This window comes from Anatilimnocola floriformis (genome assembly GCF_024256385.1).
Lineage (GTDB): Bacteria > Planctomycetota > Planctomycetia > Pirellulales > Pirellulaceae > Anatilimnocola > Anatilimnocola floriformis.
Genome location: NZ_JAMLFW010000001.1, coordinates 4,772,130 through 4,795,105 on the forward strand (window position 1 = coordinate 4,772,130; position 22,976 = coordinate 4,795,105).

24 protein-coding genes and 1 tRNA gene are annotated in these 22,976 nt (G+C 59.2%); 9 read left to right on the forward strand and 16 right to left on the reverse strand.

What is annotated here, in order from left to right:
• Positions 1 to 2: 2 nt before the first annotated feature.
• From M9Q49_RS18615 to M9Q49_RS18635, 5 genes are all read right to left on the reverse strand, one after another.
• Positions 3 to 1,208 (reverse strand): NADH-quinone oxidoreductase subunit D, encoded by a 1,206-nt coding sequence (locus M9Q49_RS18615; RefSeq protein ID WP_254510327.1) that lies wholly within the window; start codon positions 1,206 to 1,208, stop codon positions 3 to 5.
• 45 nt (positions 1,209 to 1,253) lie between these two features.
• The gene (locus M9Q49_RS18620; RefSeq protein WP_254510328.1) at positions 1,254 to 1,775 is read right to left on the reverse strand and encodes an NADH-quinone oxidoreductase subunit C; all 522 of its coding nucleotides are present in this window, start codon (positions 1,773 to 1,775) and stop codon (positions 1,254 to 1,256) included.
• Positions 1,776 to 1,847: 72 nt separating this feature from the next.
• The gene (locus M9Q49_RS18625; protein ID WP_254510329.1) at positions 1,848 to 2,513 is read right to left on the reverse strand and encodes an NADH-quinone oxidoreductase subunit A; all 666 of its coding nucleotides are present in this window, start codon (positions 2,511 to 2,513) and stop codon (positions 1,848 to 1,850) included.
• A 17-nt stretch (positions 2,514 to 2,530) separates the two neighbouring features.
• Positions 2,531 to 3,001 carry a DUF2203 domain-containing protein gene (locus M9Q49_RS18630; protein ID WP_254510330.1) on the reverse strand — a complete coding sequence of 157 codons (471 nt, stop codon included), beginning with the start codon at positions 2,999 to 3,001 and terminating at the stop codon, positions 2,531 to 2,533.
• 14 nt (positions 3,002 to 3,015) lie between these two features.
• Positions 3,016 to 3,543 carry a 4Fe-4S binding protein gene (locus M9Q49_RS18635; protein WP_254510331.1) on the reverse strand — a complete coding sequence of 176 codons (528 nt, stop codon included), beginning with the start codon at positions 3,541 to 3,543 and terminating at the stop codon, positions 3,016 to 3,018.
• 512 nt (positions 3,544 to 4,055) lie between these two features.
• Here M9Q49_RS18635 and csrA point away from each other — a divergent pair.
• The 3 genes from csrA (at position 4,056) to M9Q49_RS18650 (ending at position 5,346) form a co-directional block, all read left to right on the forward strand.
• Entirely contained in the window at positions 4,056 to 4,274 is a 219-nt protein-coding gene (gene csrA, locus M9Q49_RS18640) for a carbon storage regulator CsrA (protein WP_254510332.1), read from the forward strand.
• Positions 4,275 to 4,625: 351 nt separating this feature from the next.
• Positions 4,626 to 4,698 (forward strand) — tRNA-Glu (locus M9Q49_RS18645).
• A gap of 246 nt (positions 4,699 to 4,944) precedes the next feature.
• Entirely contained in the window at positions 4,945 to 5,346 is a 402-nt protein-coding gene (locus M9Q49_RS18650; RefSeq protein WP_254510333.1) for a response regulator transcription factor, read from the forward strand.
• A 21-nt stretch (positions 5,347 to 5,367) separates the two neighbouring features.
• On the opposite strand, the gene M9Q49_RS18655 is transcribed toward M9Q49_RS18650, so the two are convergent.
• The 8 genes from M9Q49_RS18655 to M9Q49_RS18690 all read right to left on the reverse strand — a co-directional run bounded on the left by M9Q49_RS18655 (position 5,368) and on the right by M9Q49_RS18690 (position 12,711).
• Positions 5,368 to 5,970 carry a hypothetical protein gene (locus tag M9Q49_RS18655; RefSeq protein ID WP_254510334.1) on the reverse strand — a complete coding sequence of 201 codons (603 nt, stop codon included), beginning with the start codon at positions 5,968 to 5,970 and terminating at the stop codon, positions 5,368 to 5,370.
• 194 nt (positions 5,971 to 6,164) lie between these two features.
• The gene (locus M9Q49_RS18660; RefSeq protein WP_254510335.1) at positions 6,165 to 7,922 is read right to left on the reverse strand and encodes a proteasome accessory factor PafA2 family protein; all 1,758 of its coding nucleotides are present in this window, start codon (positions 7,920 to 7,922) and stop codon (positions 6,165 to 6,167) included.
• Positions 7,912 to 8,082 (reverse strand): hypothetical protein, encoded by a 171-nt coding sequence (locus M9Q49_RS18665; protein WP_254510336.1) that lies wholly within the window; start codon positions 8,080 to 8,082, stop codon positions 7,912 to 7,914. Before M9Q49_RS18665 ends, M9Q49_RS18660 begins: the two co-directional genes overlap by 11 nt.
• A gap of 67 nt (positions 8,083 to 8,149) precedes the next feature.
• Positions 8,150 to 9,100, reverse strand: coding sequence for a UV DNA damage repair endonuclease UvsE (uvsE, locus tag M9Q49_RS18670; RefSeq protein ID WP_254510337.1), 951 nt, complete (start codon positions 9,098 to 9,100; stop codon positions 8,150 to 8,152).
• Positions 9,101 to 9,123: 23 nt separating this feature from the next.
• Complete coding sequence (locus M9Q49_RS18675) at positions 9,124 to 10,500, reverse strand: cytochrome P450 (protein ID WP_254510338.1); 1,377 nt, start codon at positions 10,498 to 10,500, stop codon at positions 9,124 to 9,126.
• A 69-nt stretch (positions 10,501 to 10,569) separates the two neighbouring features.
• Positions 10,570 to 10,803, reverse strand: a complete 234-nt coding sequence (locus tag M9Q49_RS18680; RefSeq protein WP_254510339.1) for a hypothetical protein — start codon at positions 10,801 to 10,803, stop codon at positions 10,570 to 10,572.
• A gap of 69 nt (positions 10,804 to 10,872) precedes the next feature.
• Positions 10,873 to 11,973, reverse strand: a complete 1,101-nt coding sequence (locus M9Q49_RS18685) for a fatty acid desaturase family protein (protein WP_254510340.1) — start codon at positions 11,971 to 11,973, stop codon at positions 10,873 to 10,875.
• Between the two features lie 6 nt (positions 11,974 to 11,979).
• Positions 11,980 to 12,711, reverse strand: coding sequence for an RsmE family RNA methyltransferase (locus tag M9Q49_RS18690; protein ID WP_254510341.1), 732 nt, complete (start codon positions 12,709 to 12,711; stop codon positions 11,980 to 11,982).
• Between the two features lie 163 nt (positions 12,712 to 12,874).
• Here M9Q49_RS18690 and M9Q49_RS18695 point away from each other — a divergent pair, with 163 nt between their 5' ends.
• Entirely contained in the window at positions 12,875 to 13,672 is a 798-nt protein-coding gene (locus M9Q49_RS18695; RefSeq protein ID WP_254510342.1) for an ExeA family protein, read from the forward strand.
• Here M9Q49_RS18695 and M9Q49_RS18700 read toward each other — a convergent pair.
• A complete protein-coding gene (locus M9Q49_RS18700) occupies positions 13,669 to 14,556 on the reverse strand; it encodes a twin-arginine translocation signal domain-containing protein (protein WP_254510343.1) in 888 nt (295 codons plus the stop codon). The two genes, M9Q49_RS18695 and M9Q49_RS18700, sit on opposite strands and share 4 nt — an antisense overlap.
• Positions 14,557 to 15,263: 707 nt before the next feature.
• Here M9Q49_RS18700 and M9Q49_RS18705 point away from each other — a divergent pair.
• Positions 15,264 to 16,544 (forward strand): outer membrane protein assembly factor BamB family protein, encoded by a 1,281-nt coding sequence (locus M9Q49_RS18705; protein WP_254510344.1) that lies wholly within the window; start codon positions 15,264 to 15,266, stop codon positions 16,542 to 16,544.
• A 16-nt stretch (positions 16,545 to 16,560) separates the two neighbouring features.
• Here the strand turns inward: M9Q49_RS18705 and M9Q49_RS18710 are convergent, their stop codons facing one another.
• Positions 16,561 to 17,493, reverse strand: coding sequence for an FHA domain-containing protein (locus M9Q49_RS18710; protein WP_254510345.1), 933 nt, complete (start codon positions 17,491 to 17,493; stop codon positions 16,561 to 16,563).
• Positions 17,494 to 17,722: 229 nt separating this feature from the next.
• Positions 17,723 to 19,207, reverse strand: coding sequence for a TPR domain-containing glycosyltransferase (locus M9Q49_RS18715; protein WP_254510346.1), 1,485 nt, complete (start codon positions 19,205 to 19,207; stop codon positions 17,723 to 17,725).
• A gap of 501 nt (positions 19,208 to 19,708) precedes the next feature.
• Here M9Q49_RS18715 and M9Q49_RS18720 point away from each other — a divergent pair.
• The 4 genes from M9Q49_RS18720 (at position 19,709) to M9Q49_RS18730 (ending at position 22,850) form a co-directional block, all read left to right on the forward strand.
• Positions 19,709 to 20,377 carry a PIG-L deacetylase family protein gene (locus M9Q49_RS18720; RefSeq protein ID WP_254510347.1) on the forward strand — a complete coding sequence of 223 codons (669 nt, stop codon included), beginning with the start codon at positions 19,709 to 19,711 and terminating at the stop codon, positions 20,375 to 20,377.
• A 20-nt stretch (positions 20,378 to 20,397) separates the two neighbouring features.
• On the forward strand, positions 20,398 to 20,931 hold the full coding sequence (locus M9Q49_RS18725) for a class I SAM-dependent methyltransferase (protein ID WP_254510348.1): 534 nt from the start codon (positions 20,398 to 20,400) through the stop codon (positions 20,929 to 20,931).
• A gap of 111 nt (positions 20,932 to 21,042) precedes the next feature.
• Positions 21,043 to 21,456, forward strand: coding sequence for a thioredoxin domain-containing protein (locus tag M9Q49_RS36130; protein WP_390844346.1), 414 nt, complete (start codon positions 21,043 to 21,045; stop codon positions 21,454 to 21,456).
• 59 nt (positions 21,457 to 21,515) lie between these two features.
• Positions 21,516 to 22,850 carry a DUF1501 domain-containing protein gene (locus M9Q49_RS18730; RefSeq protein ID WP_254510349.1) on the forward strand — a complete coding sequence of 445 codons (1,335 nt, stop codon included), beginning with the start codon at positions 21,516 to 21,518 and terminating at the stop codon, positions 22,848 to 22,850.
• The last annotated feature ends 126 nt before the right edge of the window (positions 22,851 to 22,976 follow it).

The following is a 22,976-nucleotide window of genomic DNA, read 5'->3' on the forward strand; positions in this document are numbered from 1 at the left end:
GCTTACCGGTCAATCTCGCCCATCACGATGTCGAGCGAACCGACGATGGCTGGCACGTCGGCGATGAGGCAGCCTTTGCAGAGCTCGTGGGTGACGCTCAGGTTGCAGAAGCAACTGCTGCGAGCGCGGACGCGCCACGGAATCGCACTGCCGTCGCTGACGATGTAGAAGCCCATCTGGCCGCGAGGGGCTTCGGTTTCGAGATAAGCATCGCCCTTCGGCAACTTGGTGCTGAGCTTGATCGGGGTGCCCCAGTCTCCGGTCGAGTTGTTGTACTTGTCGAAGGCCTGGCGAACGATGTCGATCGATTGCACCACTTCCAGCATGCGGACGTAGAACCGGTGCCAGCAGTCACCGAGGACCGCTTCCTTGGGCACGGCGGGATAGTCGTGATCCTTCGGATAATGGCCGTTCTTTTGCACGATCACTTCAAAGGCGTAACCGTCGTACATTTCGGTGTAACGCTCTTCGCCGTCGCGGCGGAGATCGTAATCGATGCCGCTGCCGCGAAGCACTGGGCCGGTGCAGCCGTAATCGAGGGCCATCTGCGGCGGCAGGATGCCGATGTTGGCCGTTCGCTTCACGAAGATCGAGTTGGTCGTGAGGAGGGCGTGATATTCCTGAATGATCGGTTCAAACTGCGTGAGAAAATCTTCGCACTTCTGAATCCAACCACGGGGCAGATCAGCCGTCACGCCGCCGGGCGTGATGTAACTGTAAGTAAGCCGCGCGCCGCAGGCTTCTTCGAACAGATCGAGAATTCGTTCGCGCTCGCGGAAGGCGTACAAAAACGGGCTGAAAGTACCAAGGTCGAGGCCGTAAGCACCCATGCCGACGAGGTGGCTGGCGATGCGGCCCATCTCCGCGATGATCACGCGCAGGTGGCGGGCTTTCTCGGGCAGCTGATAGTTCATCAACTTTTCGACGGCCAGCGACCAGCCGAGATTCATGTTCATCGCGGCCAGATAGTCCATCCGGTCGGTGTACGGAATCCATTGCCGCGGCGTGAGGTTCTCGCCGATCTTTTCCGCGCAGCGATGCAGATAACCGAGGTGCGGCTCGGTCTGCGACACGATTTCGCCGTCGGTGCGTAGCACGAGACGCAACACGCCGTGCGTGCTGGGGTGCTGCGGACCCATGTTGACGAGCATCTCGTCCGTGCGAACGTCGAACTCAACAACACGGGGATCGTCTAGGTAGGTGGACATGGGAAAAGGGGCTGGGGGCTAGGAGCTAGGAACTGGGGAAGGAGACTAGCGTCCCCGCATGCCGTGGTATTCGAGCGGCATTTCATAATCGCGACGCAGGCCGTAACCGACCCAATCTTCCGGGCAGAGAATGCGACGCAAATCGGGATGGCCGACGAAATTCACGCCCGACAGATCAAACACTTCGCGCTCGTGCCAGTTAGCAGCTGGCCAAACGGAGCAAACCGTCGGCACATCGGGCAGATTGCCGGCGACGTCATCCTTCCAGCGCGGCAGCTTCACCTTGATGACGATCGAATGCTTCTTGCTGATGCTCGAGAGGTGATAAACCAGCTCGGTGTGCGGCTCGAAGGTTACCTTAGCGGCCTTCTTAGGATCGGGCTCGAACCAATCGATGGCGGTGATGCAATTCAGCATCTCAAACTTGCCATCGGGATCGGCTTTCAGGTGTTCGCACACGGCCACGAGGGCCTCGGGAGCGACTTCGATCCAAGGATCGAGAGCCGTCAGGTTGGTGCCGGTGATCTGCGCGCCGAACTTCTTCTTCAAACGATCGATCAGAGTCATGTCTTGCTTTCCAGTGCGTGTCGCACCGATTGTTCAGCTGCCCGGCCTCAACTGCCTTGCAGGAGAGACGCACTATGCCGAAAGGACCGGAGCATCGTCGAGCGGGTCGCCCGCCGGCGAGCGAACGGACGTTTGCCGTTCGCGGCTGACCGCGCGGACCCAGTCGAGATCGCCACGCTTCCAAACGTAAGCAAAGCCGATCATCAGGATCGCGAAGAACGCGATGATGTCGACGATCGTCACCAGGGCCAACTGACCCATGCCGGCATGCACGATTTGCTCAGCACGTTCGATGGGATCGGTCGCCGTCACCTGGCCAGCCAATGTGGCGGGAACTTCCGTCGGAGCGACAGGATTGCGAACGCCCATTTCGCGATACAGCAGCGTGGCGGGTTCCGTCAGTTGGATTTTGCCATCGACACGTTCGATCGATGTGAATTCGGGACGCATCGCATTGGTCGACTTGCCGAAGGCCGCAGCCCAGGGAAAGAAGAACGCCACTTCCACATCGAAAATGATGAACAGCAGCGCGACCACATAGAACCGCAGATCGAACTGCACGAAGCTGGAGCCGATGGTCGGTTCGCCGCACTCGTAGATCTCAAGCTTTTCCGGATGCGGATTGTGGGGCCGCAGGAACCAACCGAGCAGCAAGTTCACGAACAAAAAGATAATCCCCGCGCCGGAAAACAGCGCGAGGTAAAGGACGATGTGAATTGATTCGCCAATGGCGGACATGGGGCATCCAATATTTGTTAGTCGTGCTCAGCTGGCGAATCAAAATCTTGTTCACCGTCGGCGGCCACTCCGGCCACCAGCGATTGGCGACCGGCAAAACCGGCGTCGAGTTCATGCCAATGGGTCACTTCGGCTTCGCCCAGTTTCCAGCACAGATAGACCGGTCGGCCATCGACGTTCGACGGAAAATCAACGAGGCCGTCGAGTGCACCCTTCGGCTCCAAACCAAGTCGCCGCAACTCAGCGATATACTCTTGCAACCGCTCGGTGTCATCAGCAACAGCTTGCTGCATGCTGGCGAGTTCTTCGGCGTAGGGGTCGCCGGCGCTCGTGGCTTTCCGCTTCGCAAACGAAGCGAGCCGTTGCCGACGTTCGACCACGTCGCGGGCCAGCGTGACCAGATCAGCAGTGATCGCACGCACGAGCGGAAGCATGGCATTGGCCTGCTCGATCGTGAACACTCGCACTGATGATTCGTTGTTGGTCATCTGGCAACAAAACTCTACTGGTTCGGCCCACCGTGAACAGGCTCGGCAATTACCTTCGACTCCGAAACCGCCGTGGGATTCAGAGTTGCGCGGCCCCAGGCAACATCGAGGGGCAACCGCGAGAAGTCGACGATGCATCCGTCACGGCTGTAGCAGCTCAGGTCGTGCGTGGCACCCATGAAAATGCAATCGACCGGGCAGGGCTCGACGCAAAGCGCACAAAACATGCACTTCGAATAGTCGATCGTGAAGCCGGTGATCTTAAAGCCCTTGCTCCCTTCGACCCGCTCTTTACCGATGTAAATGCAGTCGACCGGACAGGCCTTGGCGCACTGATCGCACGAAATGCAGGTCGTCAGGTCGTAGCGGTGAAAACCGCGGTACCGATTGGCGACCGGCACTGGCTTTTCCGGGTATTCGTATTTCTCGGTAAAGGCCCCGCGCTCTGGCTTGTAAGTGATCAGCCAGTTGCGAAGTGTGACACCCAGACCCTGGGCAACGGTGTAAACCGCCAGGTAGATGTTGCGGAACCAATCGATCATGGCCAATGGCTTTCCCGGAAGCAGCGAAAGGATCGAGTCGGCCACGAAAACGATGGCGGGCCGAGGTACTTGCGCTGATTTTTCTCGAATTATAGAGAGCCGCCGCAGGCCCGCAAGCGTAGGTAGCAGCGGAATCCTTACCCGATTCAAGTTGTAATGCCAGTTGCACTTGCCGCGCCAGCACCAAAACCGCTGGCGACGTAACCTGACACCTGGTGGCCAGCCCGGTTCTTTCGCCGGCGGGCCAAAAACCGTCCCAGCCCGAAAAGGGGGCAGGTGGGGAGGGTTTTGCCGGTTTTGAATGGTATTTTCGCGTTAAAAACCGAAAAGAATTTAGCTAAAACCGAGGACACCCTCTTGCGAAAGCTTGACTCATGCAAATCCCAATCCACAATAAAGAGAAGGATTTTCGCGCACGCAGGTGGTGAAACGATTGCGAACACACCAAGGTGACTGCCTGCCGGAAGCCCGCGCGGCGAAATTGGACCGCGCTCATTGCGAAGGAATCGAACATGCTGGTGTTGTCACGCAAGAAGAACGAAAGCATCGTCATCAACAACGACATTACGATTGTCGTCGTTGAAATCCGCGGGGATAAGGTCCGCCTCGGCGTCGAAGCGCCGAAGGAAGTACCGGTTCATCGCCGCGAAGTTTACGACGCTATCAAGCGTAACGAAGCTGCCGCCCATCAGGAACAACCCGGCCCGAACGGCGCCGGCTCTGAGGGGTAGTCTCGCACGGCGAAATGCGGCTGATTTTTCAGAGCGATTTCGTCGGGCCTTTTCGTTGCCACGATTATCTCGTGATTGAGTACGAAAGCGAAGTATTTCTCCCGGCAACTGAAAAACTTTCTCAGGACGGACCAGCCGGTTCGTCTTTTTTTATTGGCCATTTCCTTGCGAATTGCAGCCCTGTTTCGCCGATAGAAATCACTCACACGCTGCTTGCATGTTCCAGCGGCAACCGGGCACCCTATTGAAGCCTGCTGCCGGCTGCCGGTATACTCTGGTGCTTCCACAGGAGTGAACCCGTTTCACCAGCGGTTGTCTGTTCTGGTGTGGAAGACAAAACTGAAGTGACCTGGCCCCATCGTCTAGCGGTCTAGGACACCGCCCTTTCACGGCGGTAACACGGGTTCGAGTCCCGTTGGGGTCATTTCTTCTTTCTGCAGTGATCGGCACTCTGCCGCACTGCTTCGCCAGACGCTGTGAACTTTAGCGTTGTGCGTTCCGCCTTCCGGTATCCATTTGGCAAGCGGCAACCATTCGTAGCCATCTGTCGGCAGGGCTGAGTGCCGACCACGACATTCGCTAGCCTGAGTCAGATTGCTTCCCGCCCAGTGCTTCTATAAGCTAAGGGAGTTCAGTCGACCTTTTGTCCTCGCAGGAATCGAGCGCCGCAATGGCTCCGGAGCAAGCAGCCGAAAATACCAGCGAACCCGTCAAGAAGCGGATTCTGCTGGTCGACGACGATGCCGAAATCATCGATGCGATGCGGTACGCGCTGGAATCGAAGGGTTACACGATTCTCGTCGCTCGCGACGGCAACCAAGGGTTGGCCATTGCCGAAAGCGATCAGCCGAACCTGGTCATTCTCGACATGATGATGCCGAAGCGGAGCGGCTTTCTCGTGCTGGAAAAACTCCGCCGCATTCCCGAAGCGTCGACCAAGGTGATCATGATCACCGCCAACGAAGGCAGCCGTCACAAAGCCTACGCCGAAATGCTCGGCGTGAATGAGTATCTCCGCAAGCCGTTTGCGATGGATAAATTGATCGATGCGGTGCAGCGGCAGATTGGCTAGTCGGCGAAGATTCTGGCCGACTTACGGGACGATCTCGGCGTTTTCAAAGATCACCGCCGTGTAGCCATCGGGCGATGGATACGCGCCGCGGCAGTCACCCTTCAGCGTGACGAACTGGCCGACCCAGAGGGCCGAGATGCCGCAACGGGCCGAGGGCTTGTCTTTGAGCTGGTCGATCGGGAAGCGAAATTCCAGGCCGATCATTTCCTTGATCTCGCCGGTCGGGGCGACCGGAGGCATCGGGAATTTGCCATCGGGCGTGACCAGCGCGACGAACACATCGCGCTCGATCAGCGAGTATTTTCCATCTTCGTCGCGAATCGCTTTTTTCGTCGTCGGATCGATGGCGACATACGGCACGGCGAGACGCTTCTTCACACTCACCAAACGGCCGGCAATCTGCAGCCGCTTGTCTTCGAAGTGGTGATAGGCGAAGGCTTCATTGTCGCGATAAGCCCGCACGACCTTGAGCGCCGGAAAGAGCGTGCCGCGGTAGCACGGATCGTTCTTATTGATGAGCGTAAAGGTCATGTCGCCGCCATAGCCGTCACCATCGTGCGGGGCGCAGTTGGGGCAGCCAAATTCGGCGGAGCAAAGGCAGAGGGCGAGCAACAGCTGATTCATCGAACAAACTCCAATCCAAGCAGGCGCACGACGCTACCAGTCTCGGTTCGTCCAGGCCGTCGCCAATTCTTGGATTTTTCTGCCAGCGTGCCGAATATGCTATCTGCTGGCGAGGCAGCAGGCAGAGCAATCGATAAGGGCGGCAAGGTTGATGAACGGAAAATGCCGCGCCCTCTCACAATGTGAAAGGCGACTTAACCCTGATCTTTGCGCCGCGACTTGCGATTCGAGGGGCGCGTCGGCGACTGCGCGACAGGCCGATAAAGGCTCAGGTCGATCGAACGCCGTTTGCGACCACTGCCCAAATAGATCCGCCGCCAGTTGACCACAATCATCTCATCGCCGCCGGCAAACTCGCGGATGTAGCGGCCGCGGACGGTGGCCGGCGTACCAGACGGCGGATTCCGCGTCGCGTACTCAACCTCCGCCGGCCCGAGAATCGCGGCGGGAATGCCGGTGCTTTGCAAACGATCGAAGTAACCTTCGTCCGACAGTTCGTGATAACGCAGATCGATTTTCTTCCGCACTTCCCAGGCCGCGCTCTGCCCGGCCTTCTCCAGCAGGAACTGCTTCGTGATCCAATCGAGCGAACCGACGAGTTCGCTGGGATCGTGCTCGAGCGTATCAAGCGTTTCTTCCCACAAGCCCAGAATCTGCCAGGCTTCGTTCGGCGGATTGCCGTGCTGATGCAGAAACGCGCGGCAGGCTTCTAGATACGAGCGCTGCAATTCGAGTGCGGTGCAGTTGCCGCCACTGGTGAGTGGAATTTGAGCTTTCAGCGACGGGTCCGCACAAATCTGTCGCAACGCCGCGATCGGCCGTCGCGGCTGCACAGGTTGCGGCAGGCAACCGGCTTCGATGGCATCGATCACGAGCAGGGTCGTGCCGATCCGCAAGTACTCCGCAACCTCGGCTCGATTCGAATCGCCAATTGCAATCTGCAATCGCTGCTTGCCCGAGAACAACTGCAGATACTCCGCGGGGTTCCACCACGAATCAGCATGCGCGACTTTGAAAAAATGGCCAAAGCTATAGATCGGCCGATCGCCGAGCAGTCCGCCGTAGCCCGTCAAGCAATTCATCGCCGGCGCTTTGTCAGCCAGATGAAATTGGCCGTCGTCATCAATCATTCCCGCGCCTACCATGATCGGCCGCGAGATCAAAAACGGCGTGAGTTGTCGTCGCAGTTTGCGAAAGGCAAAGGCCACGAGCAGGCCGTACAAAATCGCGGCAAGCGGGAACGTCAAAACACGCGTGAGAAACGAGAGAAACGCTTCGAGCCAACGCGGTCCCGTTGGACAAGCATTCTCGAGTTGATCGAACTCGCAGCCGAAGAGAAAACGAGCGAGAGCCTTCGGCTTGGCAACTCGCTTTTCTAGCGCGAGATAAGTGAGCGAAGCGGCCACGCTGTAAAGAAAGATGCCGAGGAACATCGCCCACAGCGACATCCAGGTCACCGCGACCAGCGGCAGCAACAGAACCAGCGAAATTCGCCAGGCCGTCAGTTGCCAACCCGTCGCAAAGTCGACTTCATAGTTTTCTTGCGCGCCGTAGATGTTGCCTTGCGCGTCGCGATCATTTTTCAGCAACCGCACATCGCCGCCAAACGCGGCTTCGGCAGCACCGGACAAGAGATGGTCCTGGGCTCTTTGCCAGGCGAGTAACTGCCGCGGACTGCGGCATTCGGGCGAAGCCCCTTCGACGAGGCCGCCACCTTCTGCGGGGCGTTCGGTTTCGAACCAAACTGCGCCGCCGCCGGCATGAAAAACACCTTCCTTCAGATGACGGGCATCCACCGTGGGGATGCGCCGCCGTAACTGGGCGATCAGCTCGCGGAAGATTCGATACTTCCCGCCGGGCAAGCTACCTTCTGGCAGCTGCCGCGAAACGGCGAGGGCATATTCCGTTTCGAGCCCGATCAGTCGTTCAAAAACCCCGGGCCTATTCGCCACCGTACGGGACTTCCGTCTCTTTCAAGTACTGAGGAGCGCTGTTGCCCGCGTCGACGCGAATGCTGTTCAGCACTTCAGCCAGATCGCGAACGGGAGCGGCTTCAACAGCCTGCTCGTTCTCGCGAACCAAGGAGTTGACGGTTACTTCGATGCGAGCCATCTCATCACCTGCAGAAATTAGGCAAACGAACTCAGGCCGCGGCCTCCGCGCCACGACCCAATCCATCCTAACCACGCTTTTTGGCAGCAGCAAGCGCGCGGGAATTTCGCGGTGGCTCTTTTTGCGCCTTTTTAATCCAAGCCTGCAATCGCAGCACCGCCAGCTCTTTGGCCTTAGCTTCGATGTCGAGAGTAATCGGGAGTTGCAGCCAACCGGGCGGCAGATCGCCAGGCTCGATGTAATCGTGATGAAGTTGCGGTTGCGGTTTTTCCCACCCCTGTAGCGGACTGGAAATGTGGAACAGCGGTTCGCGCCCCTGCCACGTTTGAACGGCCGCCGCTGTCGCTTCTTCGATCGTCAATCCGTCCGCCAGGCAGCGATGATGATGCACGTCGTAGCAAAGCGGAATATGCTCCGCCCTGCAGATCGGCAGCAGATCGCTGGGCGTGTAAACCTTGTCGTCGTTCTCCAGCGTCAATAGTTTGCGGGCCCGCGGCGACAGTCGGGGAAGGTTTTCGCGGAAGCGCGCGAGCGCAGTGACTTTGTCGCCATACGCGCCGCCGCCATGGATGTTGACGACATCTGCGCCGATCAACTCCGCCGCTTCGGCCTGGTACTCGAGTTCGGCAAGCGAGCTTTCGACGACTTCGGCGCGCGGCGAATTGAGCACCACAAATTGATCGGGATGAAACGACAGCCGCACATTACTGCTGGCTGCCATGTTTCGGCAGACGGCAAGCTGCGCGGTGATGTTGGCCGCGGCAGGAAGATCGCTGAGTTGATAGCCGCAAGTCGGATGCGTCTTCAGCGGCCAGAACTGACTCATCACACGGTAGGCGCCAACTTCGTTCGCCGCACACCATTCAATGGCTTGCTGCAAAGCGCCGGCGTTGTGCAGACACAGCTCCGAGAGTTTTTGCAGTTGCGCAGGCCGCGCTAGTTTTAAAACGGCAGTCGCCGTGGTGATTCGAAACTTGATCGCTTGCTCAGCGAACTGACAGCACAATCCTACTCGCATAGCCGATCATTCTACGCGAGCGATCACGCGGCGGGTTTGGTCAGTTGAATCTTCAAACCACCCTTGGGCCGCAGCGATAAATTTTGCGAGAGTTCGATTGGCTTTTGGCCGGGAGTAACCGCCATGTCGAACCGCCGCGCGCTCAAACTGGTGGCCAGAATCATTTCCATCATCGCGAAGTGCTGGCCGATGCAAACTCTGGGGCCGCCGCCGAACGGGCAGTAAGCAAACTGCGGCCTCGTTGCTTCTTGTTCCGGCAGAAAACGCTCGGGATCGAACCGCTCGGGATCGGGGAACCACCGCGGATCGTGATGCGTGGCATAAATGAACGGCCTGCAGAGCGAGTTTTTCGGCAGCGTGTAGCCGCCGATCTGAACTTCGTGAATCGCTCGTCTTGTGAACGTGCCGATGGCGGGCGGAAAGATCCGCAGCGATTCTTTTACCACCCGCGTCGTGTAATCAAGTTGCGTCACATCGGCGTGCGTCGGCTGGCGATCTCCATACACTCGCTGCGCTTCGGCCCGCACGCGTTGCAGCACGTCCGGAAAGCGCGAGAGATTGTAGAAGCACCACAACATGCCCGCCGCCGTTGTATCGTGGCCGGCGAGAAGGAGCGTCATCGCTTCATCGCGGACTTGCTCGTCGTTGAGCGTCCCTTGGTCACCTTCTTCATCAACGGCCAGCAGCAGCATCGAGAGCAGGTCGCCGCGGTCTTCGTGTTTCTGCCGCCAGTCGCGAATGAAACCGCGCACCACGCCATCGAGATACTTCATCGACCACTTTTTCTGCCGTTTCTCTTCGAGCGGCAACCAGTCGGGAAGATTTACGGTGGCCATGAATTCTTTGACGGCGAGTTCCGAAAGAATCGACACGGCCCGGCCGATTTCTTTCGACTGGTCGCGCAAATCGACGCCAAATAGTGTGCGGCCGATGATGTGCAACGTCAGGTCGGTCATCGACTGATTGAGTTCGAGCTCGGTCGCTTTTCCGGGCTCGATCCGGCGCGACCATTCGTCCAGTTGCTGTTCGATCATCGACGCCATCGACGCTGCATAGCCCGCGAATCGCCGCGGATGAAACGCCGGCTGCACCATTCGCCGTTGGCGGATCCAGGCGTCTCCTTCGGCAATGATCACGCTGTTGCGATTCCACTGCGCCATCACGCGAATGGGGACTTCGAAGCGCACGAAATGCTTCGCCTGCGTCACCAGCAACTCTTTGACTTGATCGGGGTGCAGAAAGGTGTAGTCGTGATATGGACCGATCCGCATGCAAATGATGTCGCCGTGCTCGGCTTGCATGTCGGCGTAGAACTTGATGAAGTCCTTTTTGAGTCGCGGCAAGATCGACATTCCCCAGCACCAATCGCGCGGGCCGGGGGGATAAATCACGGAAGACATGGCAGGTTCCAGATTGGTCGGACACGTTCACACGGGTGTTTGGTCACAACCGTAAGGGCCGCCACCAACTTAACTCTGCGAACTGGTTTCCGGGAAGAAGATTTTCGCAAAGCGAAAGTAAGTCGTCACTGGTACGAGCAGCAAACAACCGATGCCAAAAATCGAGTTGGCGGTGTCGGCGTCGAGCGGCGAACCAGCGAGACCGCCAATGATGCGGGCAGCACCCGAAATCGCCAGCGAAAACAGCACTCCGTAACCGGCCGACGACAACAGGATGAGTTGATTTTTGGTAAGGCTTTTCACGACGTTCGCTCCAGAACTAAGGACTAAAGAGACTTGGGTCCTCTGAGAAGCGTGAAGAGCCGCGAAATGTTACACGCGGTGAAAAAGTTTCCGCAGTGCGGCCAATAGCGAGGGTTCGCGAGTTTGATGATAGAGCGAATCGGCCGGCAACTCGGCCTGCAGCCGGCGATGCGCTTCGGGCAAATTGTGATAGGGAATGGCCGGAAAGAGGTGATGCGTCGCGTGATAACGCAAGCCGACTGGCGCGACCGCCATGTCCCACGGCCAACGACTGTCGATGTTCACGCTGTCGAGCAACTGTTCGACAAAGGTGCTCTCGTCCCCCGCGCCGCGAAAGCGGTGAGCGCCGAGCGTGCGGAGGCAGTTCAGCAAAATGATGACGACGCCCATCAAGTAAGCCTGCGCGACAAACGAGATGAGTCGCGACCAACCCAACTGCGAGCCGATCACCACGACGCCGACAATCCAGGCAAAGCACAGGCCTTCTTGCCAGCGTATGGCGCGGAGCTTTGTCGGGCTGGGCAACGGCCGTTGATAGCGCGGATCCATCACGAGCGAAGAGAATCGCGCGTGAACCCAATCGCGAATCCGCGGACTGAGCCACGACAATGGAGTGAGCACGCCGAAGCGGAGAATCGCCAGCGGCGGCGCCCACAAGGCTTGCGATAAGTAGACCGCAATCCACCAGCGGCTGAGCCTGCCGAGGGCCAGATACTCGCCATCAGCCGTCGTGCCGAAGATGCGGCGGCGGTGATGATCGAGATGCCCTTCGTGCGTGAACGACGGCGTGAGAAATGGAATGCCGCAGAGCAAATTCCAGGTCGCGTTGAAGAGCCAAAACTTGCGAGCCGGCAGATGCACCACTTCGTGAATGAAATTCACCGCGCGAAAGTTGAACAAGCAAGCGCAGGCGAAAAAGAAAACACGGGCCGTAATCGAAAGCCAGGCGGGCACAGCCGTGGCAGAAATCATCGGCAGCAGTTCATCCCAGCGACGAACGAGTCCAAAACAAACCATGCCGCTGAAAAGCGTCGCCAGAAAATCAGCCCAATAAATGGCAGGCCGATGCGTATAAAGATCGCGCACGATGTGCCGAGCGGCAGCGAGCGAGAATTGCTCGTGCGGCAATTCAGCGAGGGTTTCGTCGACTTCCTGTTCGGCGGTAAGCATACCGCTTTAGTCTATCGATTCATTCCCATTCTTGGCGAGAGCGATGCAAGCCGCCGCCAGCGCAATGGCTGCAGTTTCGATTCGCAAAATGCTCTTTCCGACCGAGACCGACTCCCAGCCGGCATTTTTCGCGGCAGTTACTTCCGCCTCGGTGAAACCACCCTCCGGTCCGACCGCAAAATAAACGGGCCCTGCGCCGCTGCGAAAGTTGCTGACCGTCAGCGGTTCGCCAGCCGGGTCGGCTAGAAAGCGGCGATTCGCAGCCGGAACCGTAGCAAACCACTCGTTTGCAGCAACGGCAGCTCCGATTTCCATCAGCACATTGCGGCCGCATTGCTTGCTGGCCTCGATCACGCCCCGCCGCAATCGACTGGCCGCATTCTCGCCCGGCTGTACGACTCCGCGCGTCGTCAGCAACGGCACGAGCTCTGTCACTCCGAGTTCGGTTAGTTTTTCCACGAGCCATTTCTGGCGATCACCTTTCGGCAGCGCCACGCCAGCGACGATTGCTAGCTGCGGCTCGCGTGAAAACTCGCGCCGCTCCAGAATGGTCAGTTCGCAGCGATCTTTTTTCAACGAGGCAATCTGCCCGGTGAACTCACAGCCGCTGCCATCGAAGAGCGTGATCTCGTCACCGATTTTGGCCCGCATAACTCCGGCCAAGTGATGGACTTCGCTGCCGCTGAGAATAGCCCGTTCGCCGGAGATCGGTGGCTCGATAAAGAAACGCTCGGACATGCATTCGCTCTTGCTAGCAGACAAATCGGTCAAGACAGCGTGCAGATTGTACCGATTTTGAGTGAGTTACGCGCAGTGTCTTTGCTGCGAGTACGCAGTGGAGTTTTCGTTGCGAGTACGCAGTGAAGCTGCTGCGAGCAGAGTGTTGTTGGGAGAACGAGCCATGTATCACGCCCATTGGGGTTTGCAAACTTCTCCCTTCGGAAATGAAGCGGCAGCGTCGCCAGCGCCCGCGAGCGCCGGTTTCGACGAAGCCCTCGCGCGCCTGCAATACTTGCTCGAACAGCGCGGCCGCGCCGGTCTGCTGCTGGGAAGCTCCGGCACCGGCAAGACCACGCTGCTGCGGCGGTTCTGCGATGTCTCGCGTCGGCACGGATTGGCTGCGGCCCTCGTCGGCGGCAAAGGGGCTTCGGAAAGTTCGTTCCTGCAGCAACTCTCGCGCGGCTGGCAGTTGCCGCCCGTGAACGACCGCGAACTCTGCTGGGAACAATTTGCCGATCGCCTGGTCGAGTTGCGATTCGAACAAACAGCAGCCGTCGTCGCGCTCGACGATGCCGATCAAACGCCAGCGGCGATTCGTTGCCAGTTCGAACGCCTGCAGCACCTGGCCGATCAAGCGCAGACGCAACTCACCATCGTCCTCGCCAGTGAACTCGAAACGGCAGGCAGCATTGGAGCGGCGCTGCTCGACCAAATTGAGCTGCGCATCGATCTCACTCCGTGGACGGAAGAAGAAACTGCCGAGCATGTCGCGCTGCGGTTGCTGCACAGCGGCAGCGAATTGCCGATCTTCACCGACGAAGCCATCGCCGCGCTCCACGAACTGTCGGGAGGCATTCCGCGCAAGGTCGATCAGATTGCTCAGCTCGCCCTCCTCGCGGGCGCTGGTCAGCAGCTAGTCGAGATCGATGCCGTCACGCTGACCGAGGCGTATCAAGAGTTGGGCCCCGGCGGACTTTAATCGCCCGGAGTTGCGAGCGCCGGCGCCGAGAGTTCTGGAGCAAAGAGATTGTCCTGCTGTGTGTGCGCCAGGCGAATGAAAAGCAGCGACCGCGATGGTATGCCCGCGACCGGCTCGACGAAGAAGTTCTCTCCAAGTCCCTTTGGCGGCGCGGTGGCGGAAGCAACGATCATCTGCCCCGGCGCGAGCGAAAGCGAAACCCGCATCGCTTCGAAAGTGACTTTGTCACGTCCCACACGCTGCATGAGCGAGCCTTCGCCGCCCACCCATTGCCGTTGCATCTCGCCGTGCTCCACTTCGGGAAGCAAGTCGATCTTCACGCGGCCGTCGCCGTGGGGATATGGTTTGAGTCCAAACAGGCATTGCGCTTGCTGCAGCTGGCGGCCGCGGACAGCGCCGTTTTCGCGCATCAGCAGCGAGAGTTGATCGTAGCGCTTCGAGCAGAGAATCATCGCACGACGAGCGGCGCGGCATTGCAGGCGGCGCGTCTGCCGATCGACTTGTACTTCGCCGACGTTGAGATCCTCACTGCGGCTGTCGAGGTCCTGGCGCTGGCTATCCATGATCGCGCGGACCTTCTCGGGAATTTGCTTGCCGAGAATGCCGAAGCGCAGCCCGTTACGTTCGAGTTCTTGTCGCAGCTCCAACGCGAGCGACTGTTCGTCGGCCAGCTTCCAGACTTCGTCGTAGGTGGCGGAGTCGACGAGCGGCACTTGGGCGTAGCCGATTTCGAGAATCACGCTATCGGGAGCGAGTCGCGGCTTGGGAAGGAGTTTGCTCTGCAGATCGTCCGGCGTTTTGAACGGCGCGCAGCCGCTCAAGCCCGCGACCGCGAGAGCGGCTGCGAGAAAGTCACGGCGCGAAAGGTACTCCGCCTGAGACATTCGCTGGAAATCAAAAAGGGAATGGCAACCTCCGCGCGCAATGAGCGCGCAGCAAGTCGAGCGGGATGTTAGGGATCGACTTTCAAGAGCACAACAGCAATTCGCGCGGACCCGTGCACAGTGTCGCGGCGAGCGCTCGGCAGGCAGCATCCTTTCTGCTCCCTCGCCCCGCTTCGGGGAGAGGGGCTGGGGTGAGGGGTGAACCGAAGCGAGGTGTGCTAATGAGCACGCACTATGGATTGCCGCCCAGTTCGCCAGAAAATTGAGTCAAACTCTCGCATTATCCCTCACTTCGACCCTCTCCCCGAAACGGGGCGAGGGAGAGAGAAAGGCGATGACAGCGTCGGTGGCGTGAACGGTTACATGGCGGATCTACGCCGGACCGGAGTTGTCAACGCTGCTGTGTCTCTGTGGAACCGGATGGTCGTGTTTTGTCCTTCACAACCCCATTTCAAGCCACCCGAATTAGCGAGAATAAAGTGCAATATCTGGAACGCGATATTGCAGTCGTTTATTGCCTCTAAGTCTTTCCCAGAAACGACTTGCGGAAGAAAATGGCTTTTGCATTGCCTGTTATAATCTGGGAGTATGAAAGGGGGGTGGCCGGCTCGTCGCTTACATTCGCGTGGAATTCGCTGGGCACGGCGGATATGCTGAACCGCCCCGATCAACCCCGCCGTTTCATACGCTCCTTCACTCGGTGCTCTATGTCGTCTCGCTCTTGGCTGCTGGCTCTCTTGGTCTTTGGATGCGTTCCGTTTGCCGCTGCCGAAACAACGGCTCCGCGCGTCGAAGGGTTCACTCCCGCCGCAACCGATTGGCCTTGGTGGCGGGGACCAAGCAACAACGGAATTGCGGTGGCCGATCAGGATCCGCCGGTGACTTGGAGCGAGACGGAAAACGTCATTTGGAAAACGCCGATCCCAGGCCGCGGCCATAGCTGCGCGACAGTGGTTGGCGACCGAGTGTTTCTGACGACCGCCGACGAAGAGAAAGAGTTACTCGCCGTCGTTTGCTTGAGTCGCAAGACCGGCGAACTGCTGTGGCGGAGCGATGTGCATCAAGGCGGCATGGAGAAGAAGGGTCACAAGAAGTCATCGCAAGCTTCGTCGACCGTGGCCTGCGACGGTCAGCAGGTGTATTTCAATTTTCTGCACCAAGGAAACATGGTGACGACGGCCCTCGATCTGGAAGGGAAACAAGTCTGGCAGACGAAGGTCGTGGGGTTTGCCACGCATCAGGGTTTCGGTTCATCGCCGGCGTTGTTTGGTTCGCTCGTCTATGTCACTGCCGATAGCAAGACTGGCGGCGTGCTCGCCGCGCTGTCGCGCGAGCGCGGCGAGATCATCTGGCAGGCCCATCGGCCTGAGAAACCGAACTACGCTTCGCCCATCGTGCTGCATGTCGCCGGCAAGGATCAATTGCTGGTTTCGGGCTGCGATCTGGCCAGTGGCTTTCATCCCAAAACGGGCGAGAAGTTTTGGGAGATCGAAGGAGCCACGACGGAGTGCGTGACGACAATGGTCACCGACGGCTCGCGAGTCTTTGTCAGTGGCGGCTATCCGCGCAAGCACGTGCAAGCGATCGAAGCCGACGGCAGCGGCAAGACGGCGTGGGAGAACAACGTGCAGGTCTACGTGCCGTCGATGATCGTCAAGGATGGCTATCTGTACGCGATTCAAGACGGCGGCGTGGCCAGTTGCTGGAAGAGCAGTGATGGCGAAGAGAAGTGGAAGGAACGGGTCGGTGGCACCTTCAGTGCGTCGCTCACGCTCGTCGGCGATAAGCTCTACGGCATTAACGAAGCGGGCACTTCGTTTGTCTTTCGGGCGAATCCCGAGAAGTTCGAAAAGCTCGCCGAGAACAAGCTCCCCGGCGAAGCCTTTGCCACACCAACGATTTGCGGCGGCCAGATCTTCCTGCGGATTGCCGAGCACAAAGAGGGCAAGCGGCAGGAAATGGTTTACTGCCTGGGGAAGAAGAACTGACGAAGAACGGCGAACGTTACTTCAAGAACTTGAGGAAGTCATCCAATCCGTCGTCTTCCTCTTCAGCATGTCCTTCTTCATCGGCTCCCGCCATCGCCTCATCAAAGTTGAAAGCTGGCGCGGCTGGTGCCGGCTTCGCCGCGCCCGGCTTGGCGGGTTCGGCTGGTTTCGCTGGTGCTGCGGCAGGCTTGGCTGGGGCAGCGGCCGGTTTCGCCGGAGCAGCCGCAGCTGGTTTGGCTGGTGCCGGAGCTGGAGCTGCTGGCTTCGCCGGAGCCGCTGGTTGGGCGGCAGCAGGCTTGGCTGGAGCAGCCGGTTGGGCCGCGGCTGGTTTTGCCGGAGCGGCAGCCGGTTGTGGCTTGTTCTTGCCTGCCGCAAAGACTGTCTCGGCGGCGCCACCACTCTTCACGCCACCGTTCTTGCGCAGATCTTCCGAAGTCTTTTCTTCTTCAAAAGCGGCGAACAGCGGCTTGGCATCGTCGAGGTCAAAATCCTCTTCGACGTCAACCGGTTCCGTTGGCGGAGTCGCACTAGGCGGCGGAGAATTACGAATCGTCGGGCGGGCGGCCAAAGTGCCATCTGCATCGGTTTCGCTCGACCGACCAGATTTCATTTGCGGCGCCGGCGAGTCGGGCGGCGAAACGGCCGAGTCGTCGAATTCGTACATGGCCCGGAAGGTGACCGTGCCGATCGTCAGGAGTTGGCCGGGTTGCAGCGGCGCATCCCCTTCGATGCGTTGGTTATTCACAAACGTGCCGTTCAGCGAGCCTAGATCGCGGACCAGCAGGGCGCCGCCGGCTTCAAAAATCTCGCAGTGCTGGCGGCTGACAAGCGGATGGCGCAGCATGATCGAGCAATCGCGGCCACGACCTACGGTTGAGGGTAAGCGCAGCTTCACCTCGGGCGTTTTGACATCGCCACCGACCACCACCAACGTCACATTCAAGGCCATCGCCAACTCCGCAAACGCTAGCGTTCCACGGCCGAACGGCACGGTGGGAAAACGGCAGCGCAGAATCCTCAAAAGGAAGGAAGGTTGCCAACCTTTGTTTCAAGTTTACCTAGCGGGGCCGGTTATCACAACTATTTGCATTATTGCGGCCGAGGAGTGCGTTTTCCGCGGCCCCGATCAGCCCCGTTAAAACCGCACCCGTCCAGCGTTTCCGGTCCCTAAAGAACCCTTAAGGGTTGACGGTGATCGACCAACCGAGGGGCCAATTCGAAGCGGGCTGCGGGGCCGGAGGATTGGTAAGCATCTCGAGCGTCCGCTCGGCGTGCACGTTGCCCGGGTTCAGCCGCAAAATATCCCGCTGCACGGCGATGCAGGCTTCGCGGTCACTGCCGTCCTTCAGCAAAATGTCGCTGAGCACAATCCGCGACCAGGCCAACTGCGGCGCGCGGGCGATTGCCTGGTCGACCAATTCCCTTGCCGCTCGCAAATCACCTCGAGTCGCCTTGGCTTCGGCTCGCAGCGTGAGGGCGTAGGGTTCGCCCGTTTCACATTTCTCGATCTGCTTGGCCACGTACTCGACATCGCCCCAGCGCTCTTGCATCAAATACGTGTAACCCAGGTTCACCCACGGCGGAATCCATGCCGGCTGTTCGGCAATGAGTTCCTGAAAGACTTGCTCGGCGGAGTCGAAATTCTGTGTCTCGCGATAAATGCGCCCGAGCAGCGCGCGAGCTTCGCGTCCATCGTGATACGAACTCGCGCCGTGTACCAAATGACGCGCCGGCGGCGCTTGCAGCAGTTCGCGCAGCGAACGTTCGGCGCTGCCCAAGTCGTTGAACTCGCACAGCAGTTCGGCGCGACGAGTCGTCAGTTCGACATCGAGCGGAAATCGCTGCAGCGCTTCGTTCGCCATGCCGAAGGCTTCTTCACGTCGGCCGAGTCGCAGCAGGGCGTCGACAATCAGCGCGTACAACCGACGCATCCAATCGCCGTAGGCCGGCGCTAGTTGCAAACTCTTCAGCAAATGGGTGAGTGCTTGATACGGCTGGCCCGTGCGCATGTAGGTCGTGCCGAGCAGAAACAGCGTGATCGGATTTTCGGGATCGGTTGCGTAATCGAGCCGCAGCAGTCGCAAATCGCGGTTGGCCTTACGCTGACAGAACGCCGGGTCGAGATAGCCCACGTGTTCGATGCGCACATCCGAGAAAATCAGTTGATCACCGAGAGCTTCGAGCGCGGGGACAATCTGCTCATGCACGCGGCCGTTCCAGCGGGCCTGCGGATGGCGCTGAAAGAGTCGGGCATGCGAGATCAACGTCGCCGGTTCGGAACTGTGCCGACTGGGCGAAACCGTGGTCATGATGTAGACCCGCCGCTGCTCGGTTTCGCGCGGTTCACGGACGCGGTCGAACACGTCCTTCAGCTTGGCGCGGTTTATCGAATCCACCCGATCATCGGCGTCGAGCCAAAAGATCCATTCGCCCGTGGCGTGTTCGACCGCTGCATTTCGAGCCGCCGAAAAATCATCGCACCATTCAAAATCGATAACCTTCACCCCGAGTTCTTCCGCGACCTGCCTCGTCTCATCCAGCGAACCGGTATCGACCAAGATCACTTCATCAAACAACGGCAGCACCGGTTGCAAACAGGCCCGCAGATTGGCTTCTTCGTTGCGAACGATCATGCACAACGAAATACGAGGGGGGTGACTCACGCAGCGGTCCTTCCGGGCAATCCAAGATGAGAGGCAAAGAGGAGAAGAGGTCAGCGCGGAGCGAGGCAGCCGCGCGCGACCGGCCCCTTAAAGCACGTGTCGTACCAAGCCCTCCGCCCCTTCTGCTGAGCGCCTCGTGCCTTCGCTGCCGAGCCTCAGCCGTCCGGCTCGCAAATCGACGTAAGTATTTGATCTCTAGACAACTTACGTGAACGGGCGTTTGCGAGTTGGAATGACTACATCGGAACATTAGCAGTAGTCGGCGCTCATCAATCCATTCTTTGCGATACGACGAAATGGCGGCTTTACCCCTCCGGAGTGCGACACGCTGTCGCAGACGTTCAAGGCGGTTCAATGCTCGGCAGTCACCGGCCAATTTGATATTCGCGCCGCACGCGGAGTTGGCAGCCGCCTGGCCGGAATGCGGCGAGGCGCGATTCCCGTTGGAACATCGTTTGCCAGGGAAAGCCGTTTTACCCTTAGGCGAATCGAACGGACCGCATGACTCAAAAGAACATTCTGGTACTGGCTCCTCATCCTGATGATGAAAGTTTGGGTTGCGGTGGAACGATCAAATTGCTGACGCTGGCCGGAATGCAAGTCGATGTGATCTTGATGACGCGCGGCGAGAACGGCATGGACGCCCCGGGCCATCAGTCGGCCGTGGTGCACGACCAGTTGGCCATCACTCGCGAAGCCGAAGCCCGCGCTGCCTGCGAAGTGCTGGGCGTGCGCGACGTGCAGTTTCTGCTGGGGATCGACGGCGGGCTGATGCATCAGCCTCACCTGGTCAAACAACTTGTCACTCACGTGCAGACCGGCAACTATCAGCGAGTCTTTTGCCCCTGGTATGGCGAAGCCCACTCCGATCACGTCGCCACGTTTCGCCTACTGCAACGAGCCCTCGCCGAAGCGGCGATCCGCCCCGCGATCTGGCTGTATGAAGTTTGGACGCCCCTCGTGCCGACCGATCACGTCCCCATCGATGCCACGATGTCCGCCAAGCGCGCAGCAATTCAAAAGCATCAGAGCCAGCTCGATTGCCTCGACTATCTGAGTGCCTTCGTGGGACTCGCGGCCTATCGCGCGCTGGCTTGCCCGCCGTCGAAATACGCCGAAGCGTTCATCACCATGGATACGTCCACGCTGCTCAATCTCAAGTTCAACTAACCACCTGCAAGATGCCTGCCATGCAACGCTTGAACTGGGGCTGCGGCCCCCTCACTCCCTTCGGCTGGATCAACTCCGATATCGCCGCCGGCCCCGGGGTCGATGTCGTTGCCGACATCCTCCAAGGCCTGCCGTTCCCCGATAACCACTTCGACTACATCGTCAGCATTCACGTGCTACCCGAGCTCGCCTATCGCGAGCTCGATCCCGCGCTACACGAGCTCCGCCGCGTCCTCAAACCCGGCGGCATCCTTCGGCTGTCGCTCCCCGACCTCGATCTCGCGATCAACGCCTATCGCAACAAAGACATCGACTACTTCCTGATCGGCGACGACGAAGTCAAAAGCCTCTCCGGCAAAATGATCGTGCAACTCCTCTGGTACGGCCGTTCGCGCAGCATGTTCACCTGGGAATTCACGAAGGAACTGCTCGAGCGCGCCGGCTACAGCGAAGTAACTCGCTGTGCTCACGAAAAATCGGCCAGCGGCTTGACCGGTATCACCGACCTCGACAACCGCGCGCTGGAAAGCTTGTTTGTGGAAGCGAGGAAGTGAAAGCAGCATTCCGCAACCGAGCGCCAGCGAGGAAGGCTCCCTCGCCCCGGTACTCCGGGGAGAGGGTTGGGGTGAGGGGAAGAAGCGGAGTGTGGTGGCTACACTGAGCGGATGGCAGAATTCTCCTCTCAGTCGAGTTGGTATCCAACCAGTTCCACCGTTGAGTTGGCGGATTTTGAGTTGCCGATCCTCGTCGTTCATTACTGGGCAGTTTGGAATCTGCACGATCGAGAAATGGATCGACGGCTCAGCGCTCTGTGCAACGAATACTCCGACCGCATCTGCTTTCGATCGTGCAACGTTGACGGTGCTGAGAATCAACGCTTCATTCCAGACATTGCGAACATTCCGGCGCTGGGTTGCTTCATCCACGGCGAGTTGCTCGAGAGTTCAATTGGCCTGAGGTCGGTTGATGAATTACGCACGGAATTCGGTGGTTGGCTTGCGCGATTCATGGTTGAAGTTGCGCAGATCGAGAAACGCTACTGGCGTGTCGAGTGGACTCTCAAAGTTGCAGTTCACTAACCGAATCCTTACCATACCGGCATCCATCCAGTTCCACTGCTGTTCCTGCCGAGGCCCCGATGATCTCTGCCGATCATGGAACGACGCTGCGGTATCGCTTCGCGGGGCGGCGTGGTTTCTTGCAAGCGACGACGTTGGCTGCTGTTGCCGGTGGGCTCATTCCGGCAGCACAGGCGGGGCTGAACCAACGGCCAAGGTCAGCGATTCTGTTTTTCCTCGCAGGCGGGCCGAGTCATATCGATACGTTCGATATGAAGCCCGATCAAACTGAGGAAGTTCGCGGGCCGTTTCGGCCGTGTGAGACAACGCTCCCTGGCCTGCTGTTGCCGGAATTGCTGCCGCAGCATCACGCGCTGGCCAAAGACCTCGCCATCGTCCGCTCGATCACCCACAATTTAGGCGTACACGATGACGCGACGCACTGGGTGCAAACGGGCTATCCGTTGTTGAATGCCCGACAGCGCGGCCAACAGAATCCGTCGCAAGGCGCCGTTGTTTCGAAGTTGCAAGGGCCGCGGCAACGCGGCATGCCTGCCTACGTGTGCGTTCCCGAGGACTATCGAACGCACATGGGATTTTATTTGGGTTCGAGTTTTCTCCAAGGTCGGCATCTGGCTCTCAACTCCGGCGGCGATCCCACGCTCGGCAACTATCGACTCCCTGAATTCGCTCTTCCGAAAGATGTCTCACTGCCACGGCTCGACGATCGCCGCAACTTGCTCCGGTCGCTCGATCGGCTCGCGGCGCACAACGAAGCCACGGCTGCTTTTCGCGACAGCGACGATGCGCTCGAGCAAGCCGTCGAACTCTCCACCGGCTCGCGAGTTCGCCAAGCCTTTGACGTTGCTCAAGAAACCGCACAGACTCGCGAAATGTACGGCGCGCATGCTTACGGCCACGGCGCGCTCCTCGCGCGGCGATTGATCGAAGCGGGCACGTCACTGGTGGTCATCAATCTGTATGAGAAGGAAGTCGACTGGTGGGACGACCATTCGACGATCGAGAAAAATCTGCGTGCACGGCTGCCACACTACGATCGTGCTTTTTGTGCGCTGGTGAACGACCTACGGCTGCGCGGTTTGCTCGACAACACACTCGTCGCCTCCTTCGGCGAGTTCGGCCGCGGCCCGCGCATCGACAAATTGGCCGGTCGCGGCCATTGGCCCTTGGCGATGTCAGCCGTGCTCACGGGGGGAGGATTACGAACCGGACAGATCGTCGGCTCGACCACTGCCGATGGCGGCCAACCGAAGGATCGCCCGCTTGGGCCCGGCGATCTGCTGGCATCGATCTACCAGACCATCGGCATCGATCCGCGCGCCACCGTTCCCGATCTGCAAGGTCGCCCGATTCCGATCCTGCCCACAGGCGAACCGATTCGGGAACTGTTTTGATTGCTTGTTCTTCGGCTGCGCTCCAAGCATTGCATTCGGTGCGCACTCTTTTGTTCTTACTCCGTTCATCTTGAACGCAGGGCGGGCAGTGAAACGCATCCGCCGGCAAGCGTGACTTCTGTGTTC

What these genes read in the sequence shown, in the direction of transcription:
- M9Q49_RS18635 (WP_254510331.1), bottom strand. Translation starts at nt 3,543, where the DNA reads ATGATCGATTGGTTCCGCAACATCTACCTGGCGGTTTACACCGTTGCC.
- M9Q49_RS18720 (WP_254510347.1), top strand. Translation starts at nt 19,709, where the DNA reads ATGACTCAAAAGAACATTCTGGTACTGGCTCCTCATCCTGATGATGAA.
- csrA (WP_254510332.1), top strand. Translation starts at nt 4,056, where the DNA reads ATGCTGGTGTTGTCACGCAAGAAGAACGAAAGCATCGTCATCAACAAC.
- uvsE (WP_254510337.1), bottom strand. Translation starts at nt 9,100, where the DNA reads ATGCGAGTAGGATTGTGCTGTCAGTTCGCTGAGCAAGCGATCAAGTTT.
- M9Q49_RS18675 (WP_254510338.1), bottom strand. Translation starts at nt 10,500, where the DNA reads ATGTCTTCCGTGATTTATCCCCCCGGCCCGCGCGATTGGTGCTGGGGA.
- M9Q49_RS36130 (WP_390844346.1), top strand. Translation starts at nt 21,043, where the DNA reads ATGGCAGAATTCTCCTCTCAGTCGAGTTGGTATCCAACCAGTTCCACC.
- M9Q49_RS18625 (WP_254510329.1), bottom strand. Translation starts at nt 2,513, where the DNA reads ATGTCCGCCATTGGCGAATCAATTCACATCGTCCTTTACCTCGCGCTG.
- M9Q49_RS18725 (WP_254510348.1), top strand. Translation starts at nt 20,398, where the DNA reads ATGCAACGCTTGAACTGGGGCTGCGGCCCCCTCACTCCCTTCGGCTGG.
- M9Q49_RS18705 (WP_254510344.1), top strand. Translation starts at nt 15,264, where the DNA reads ATGTCGTCTCGCTCTTGGCTGCTGGCTCTCTTGGTCTTTGGATGCGTT.
- M9Q49_RS18710 (WP_254510345.1), bottom strand. Translation starts at nt 17,493, where the DNA reads ATGGCCTTGAATGTGACGTTGGTGGTGGTCGGTGGCGATGTCAAAACG.
- M9Q49_RS18630 (WP_254510330.1), bottom strand. Translation starts at nt 3,001, where the DNA reads ATGACCAACAACGAATCATCAGTGCGAGTGTTCACGATCGAGCAGGCC.
- M9Q49_RS18650 (WP_254510333.1), top strand. Translation starts at nt 4,945, where the DNA reads ATGGCTCCGGAGCAAGCAGCCGAAAATACCAGCGAACCCGTCAAGAAG.
- M9Q49_RS18620 (WP_254510328.1), bottom strand. Translation starts at nt 1,775, where the DNA reads ATGACTCTGATCGATCGTTTGAAGAAGAAGTTCGGCGCGCAGATCACC.
- M9Q49_RS18665 (WP_254510336.1), bottom strand. Translation starts at nt 8,082, where the DNA reads ATGGCTCGCATCGAAGTAACCGTCAACTCCTTGGTTCGCGAGAACGAG.
- M9Q49_RS18615 (WP_254510327.1), bottom strand. Translation starts at nt 1,208, where the DNA reads ATGTCCACCTACCTAGACGATCCCCGTGTTGTTGAGTTCGACGTTCGC.
- M9Q49_RS18700 (WP_254510343.1), bottom strand. Translation starts at nt 14,556, where the DNA reads ATGTCTCAGGCGGAGTACCTTTCGCGCCGTGACTTTCTCGCAGCCGCT.
- M9Q49_RS18695 (WP_254510342.1), top strand. Translation starts at nt 12,875, where the DNA reads ATGTATCACGCCCATTGGGGTTTGCAAACTTCTCCCTTCGGAAATGAA.
- M9Q49_RS18690 (WP_254510341.1), bottom strand. Translation starts at nt 12,711, where the DNA reads ATGTCCGAGCGTTTCTTTATCGAGCCACCGATCTCCGGCGAACGGGCT.
- M9Q49_RS18655 (WP_254510334.1), bottom strand. Translation starts at nt 5,970, where the DNA reads ATGAATCAGCTGTTGCTCGCCCTCTGCCTTTGCTCCGCCGAATTTGGC.
- M9Q49_RS18685 (WP_254510340.1), bottom strand. Translation starts at nt 11,973, where the DNA reads ATGCTTACCGCCGAACAGGAAGTCGACGAAACCCTCGCTGAATTGCCG.
- M9Q49_RS18730 (WP_254510349.1), top strand. Translation starts at nt 21,516, where the DNA reads ATGATCTCTGCCGATCATGGAACGACGCTGCGGTATCGCTTCGCGGGG.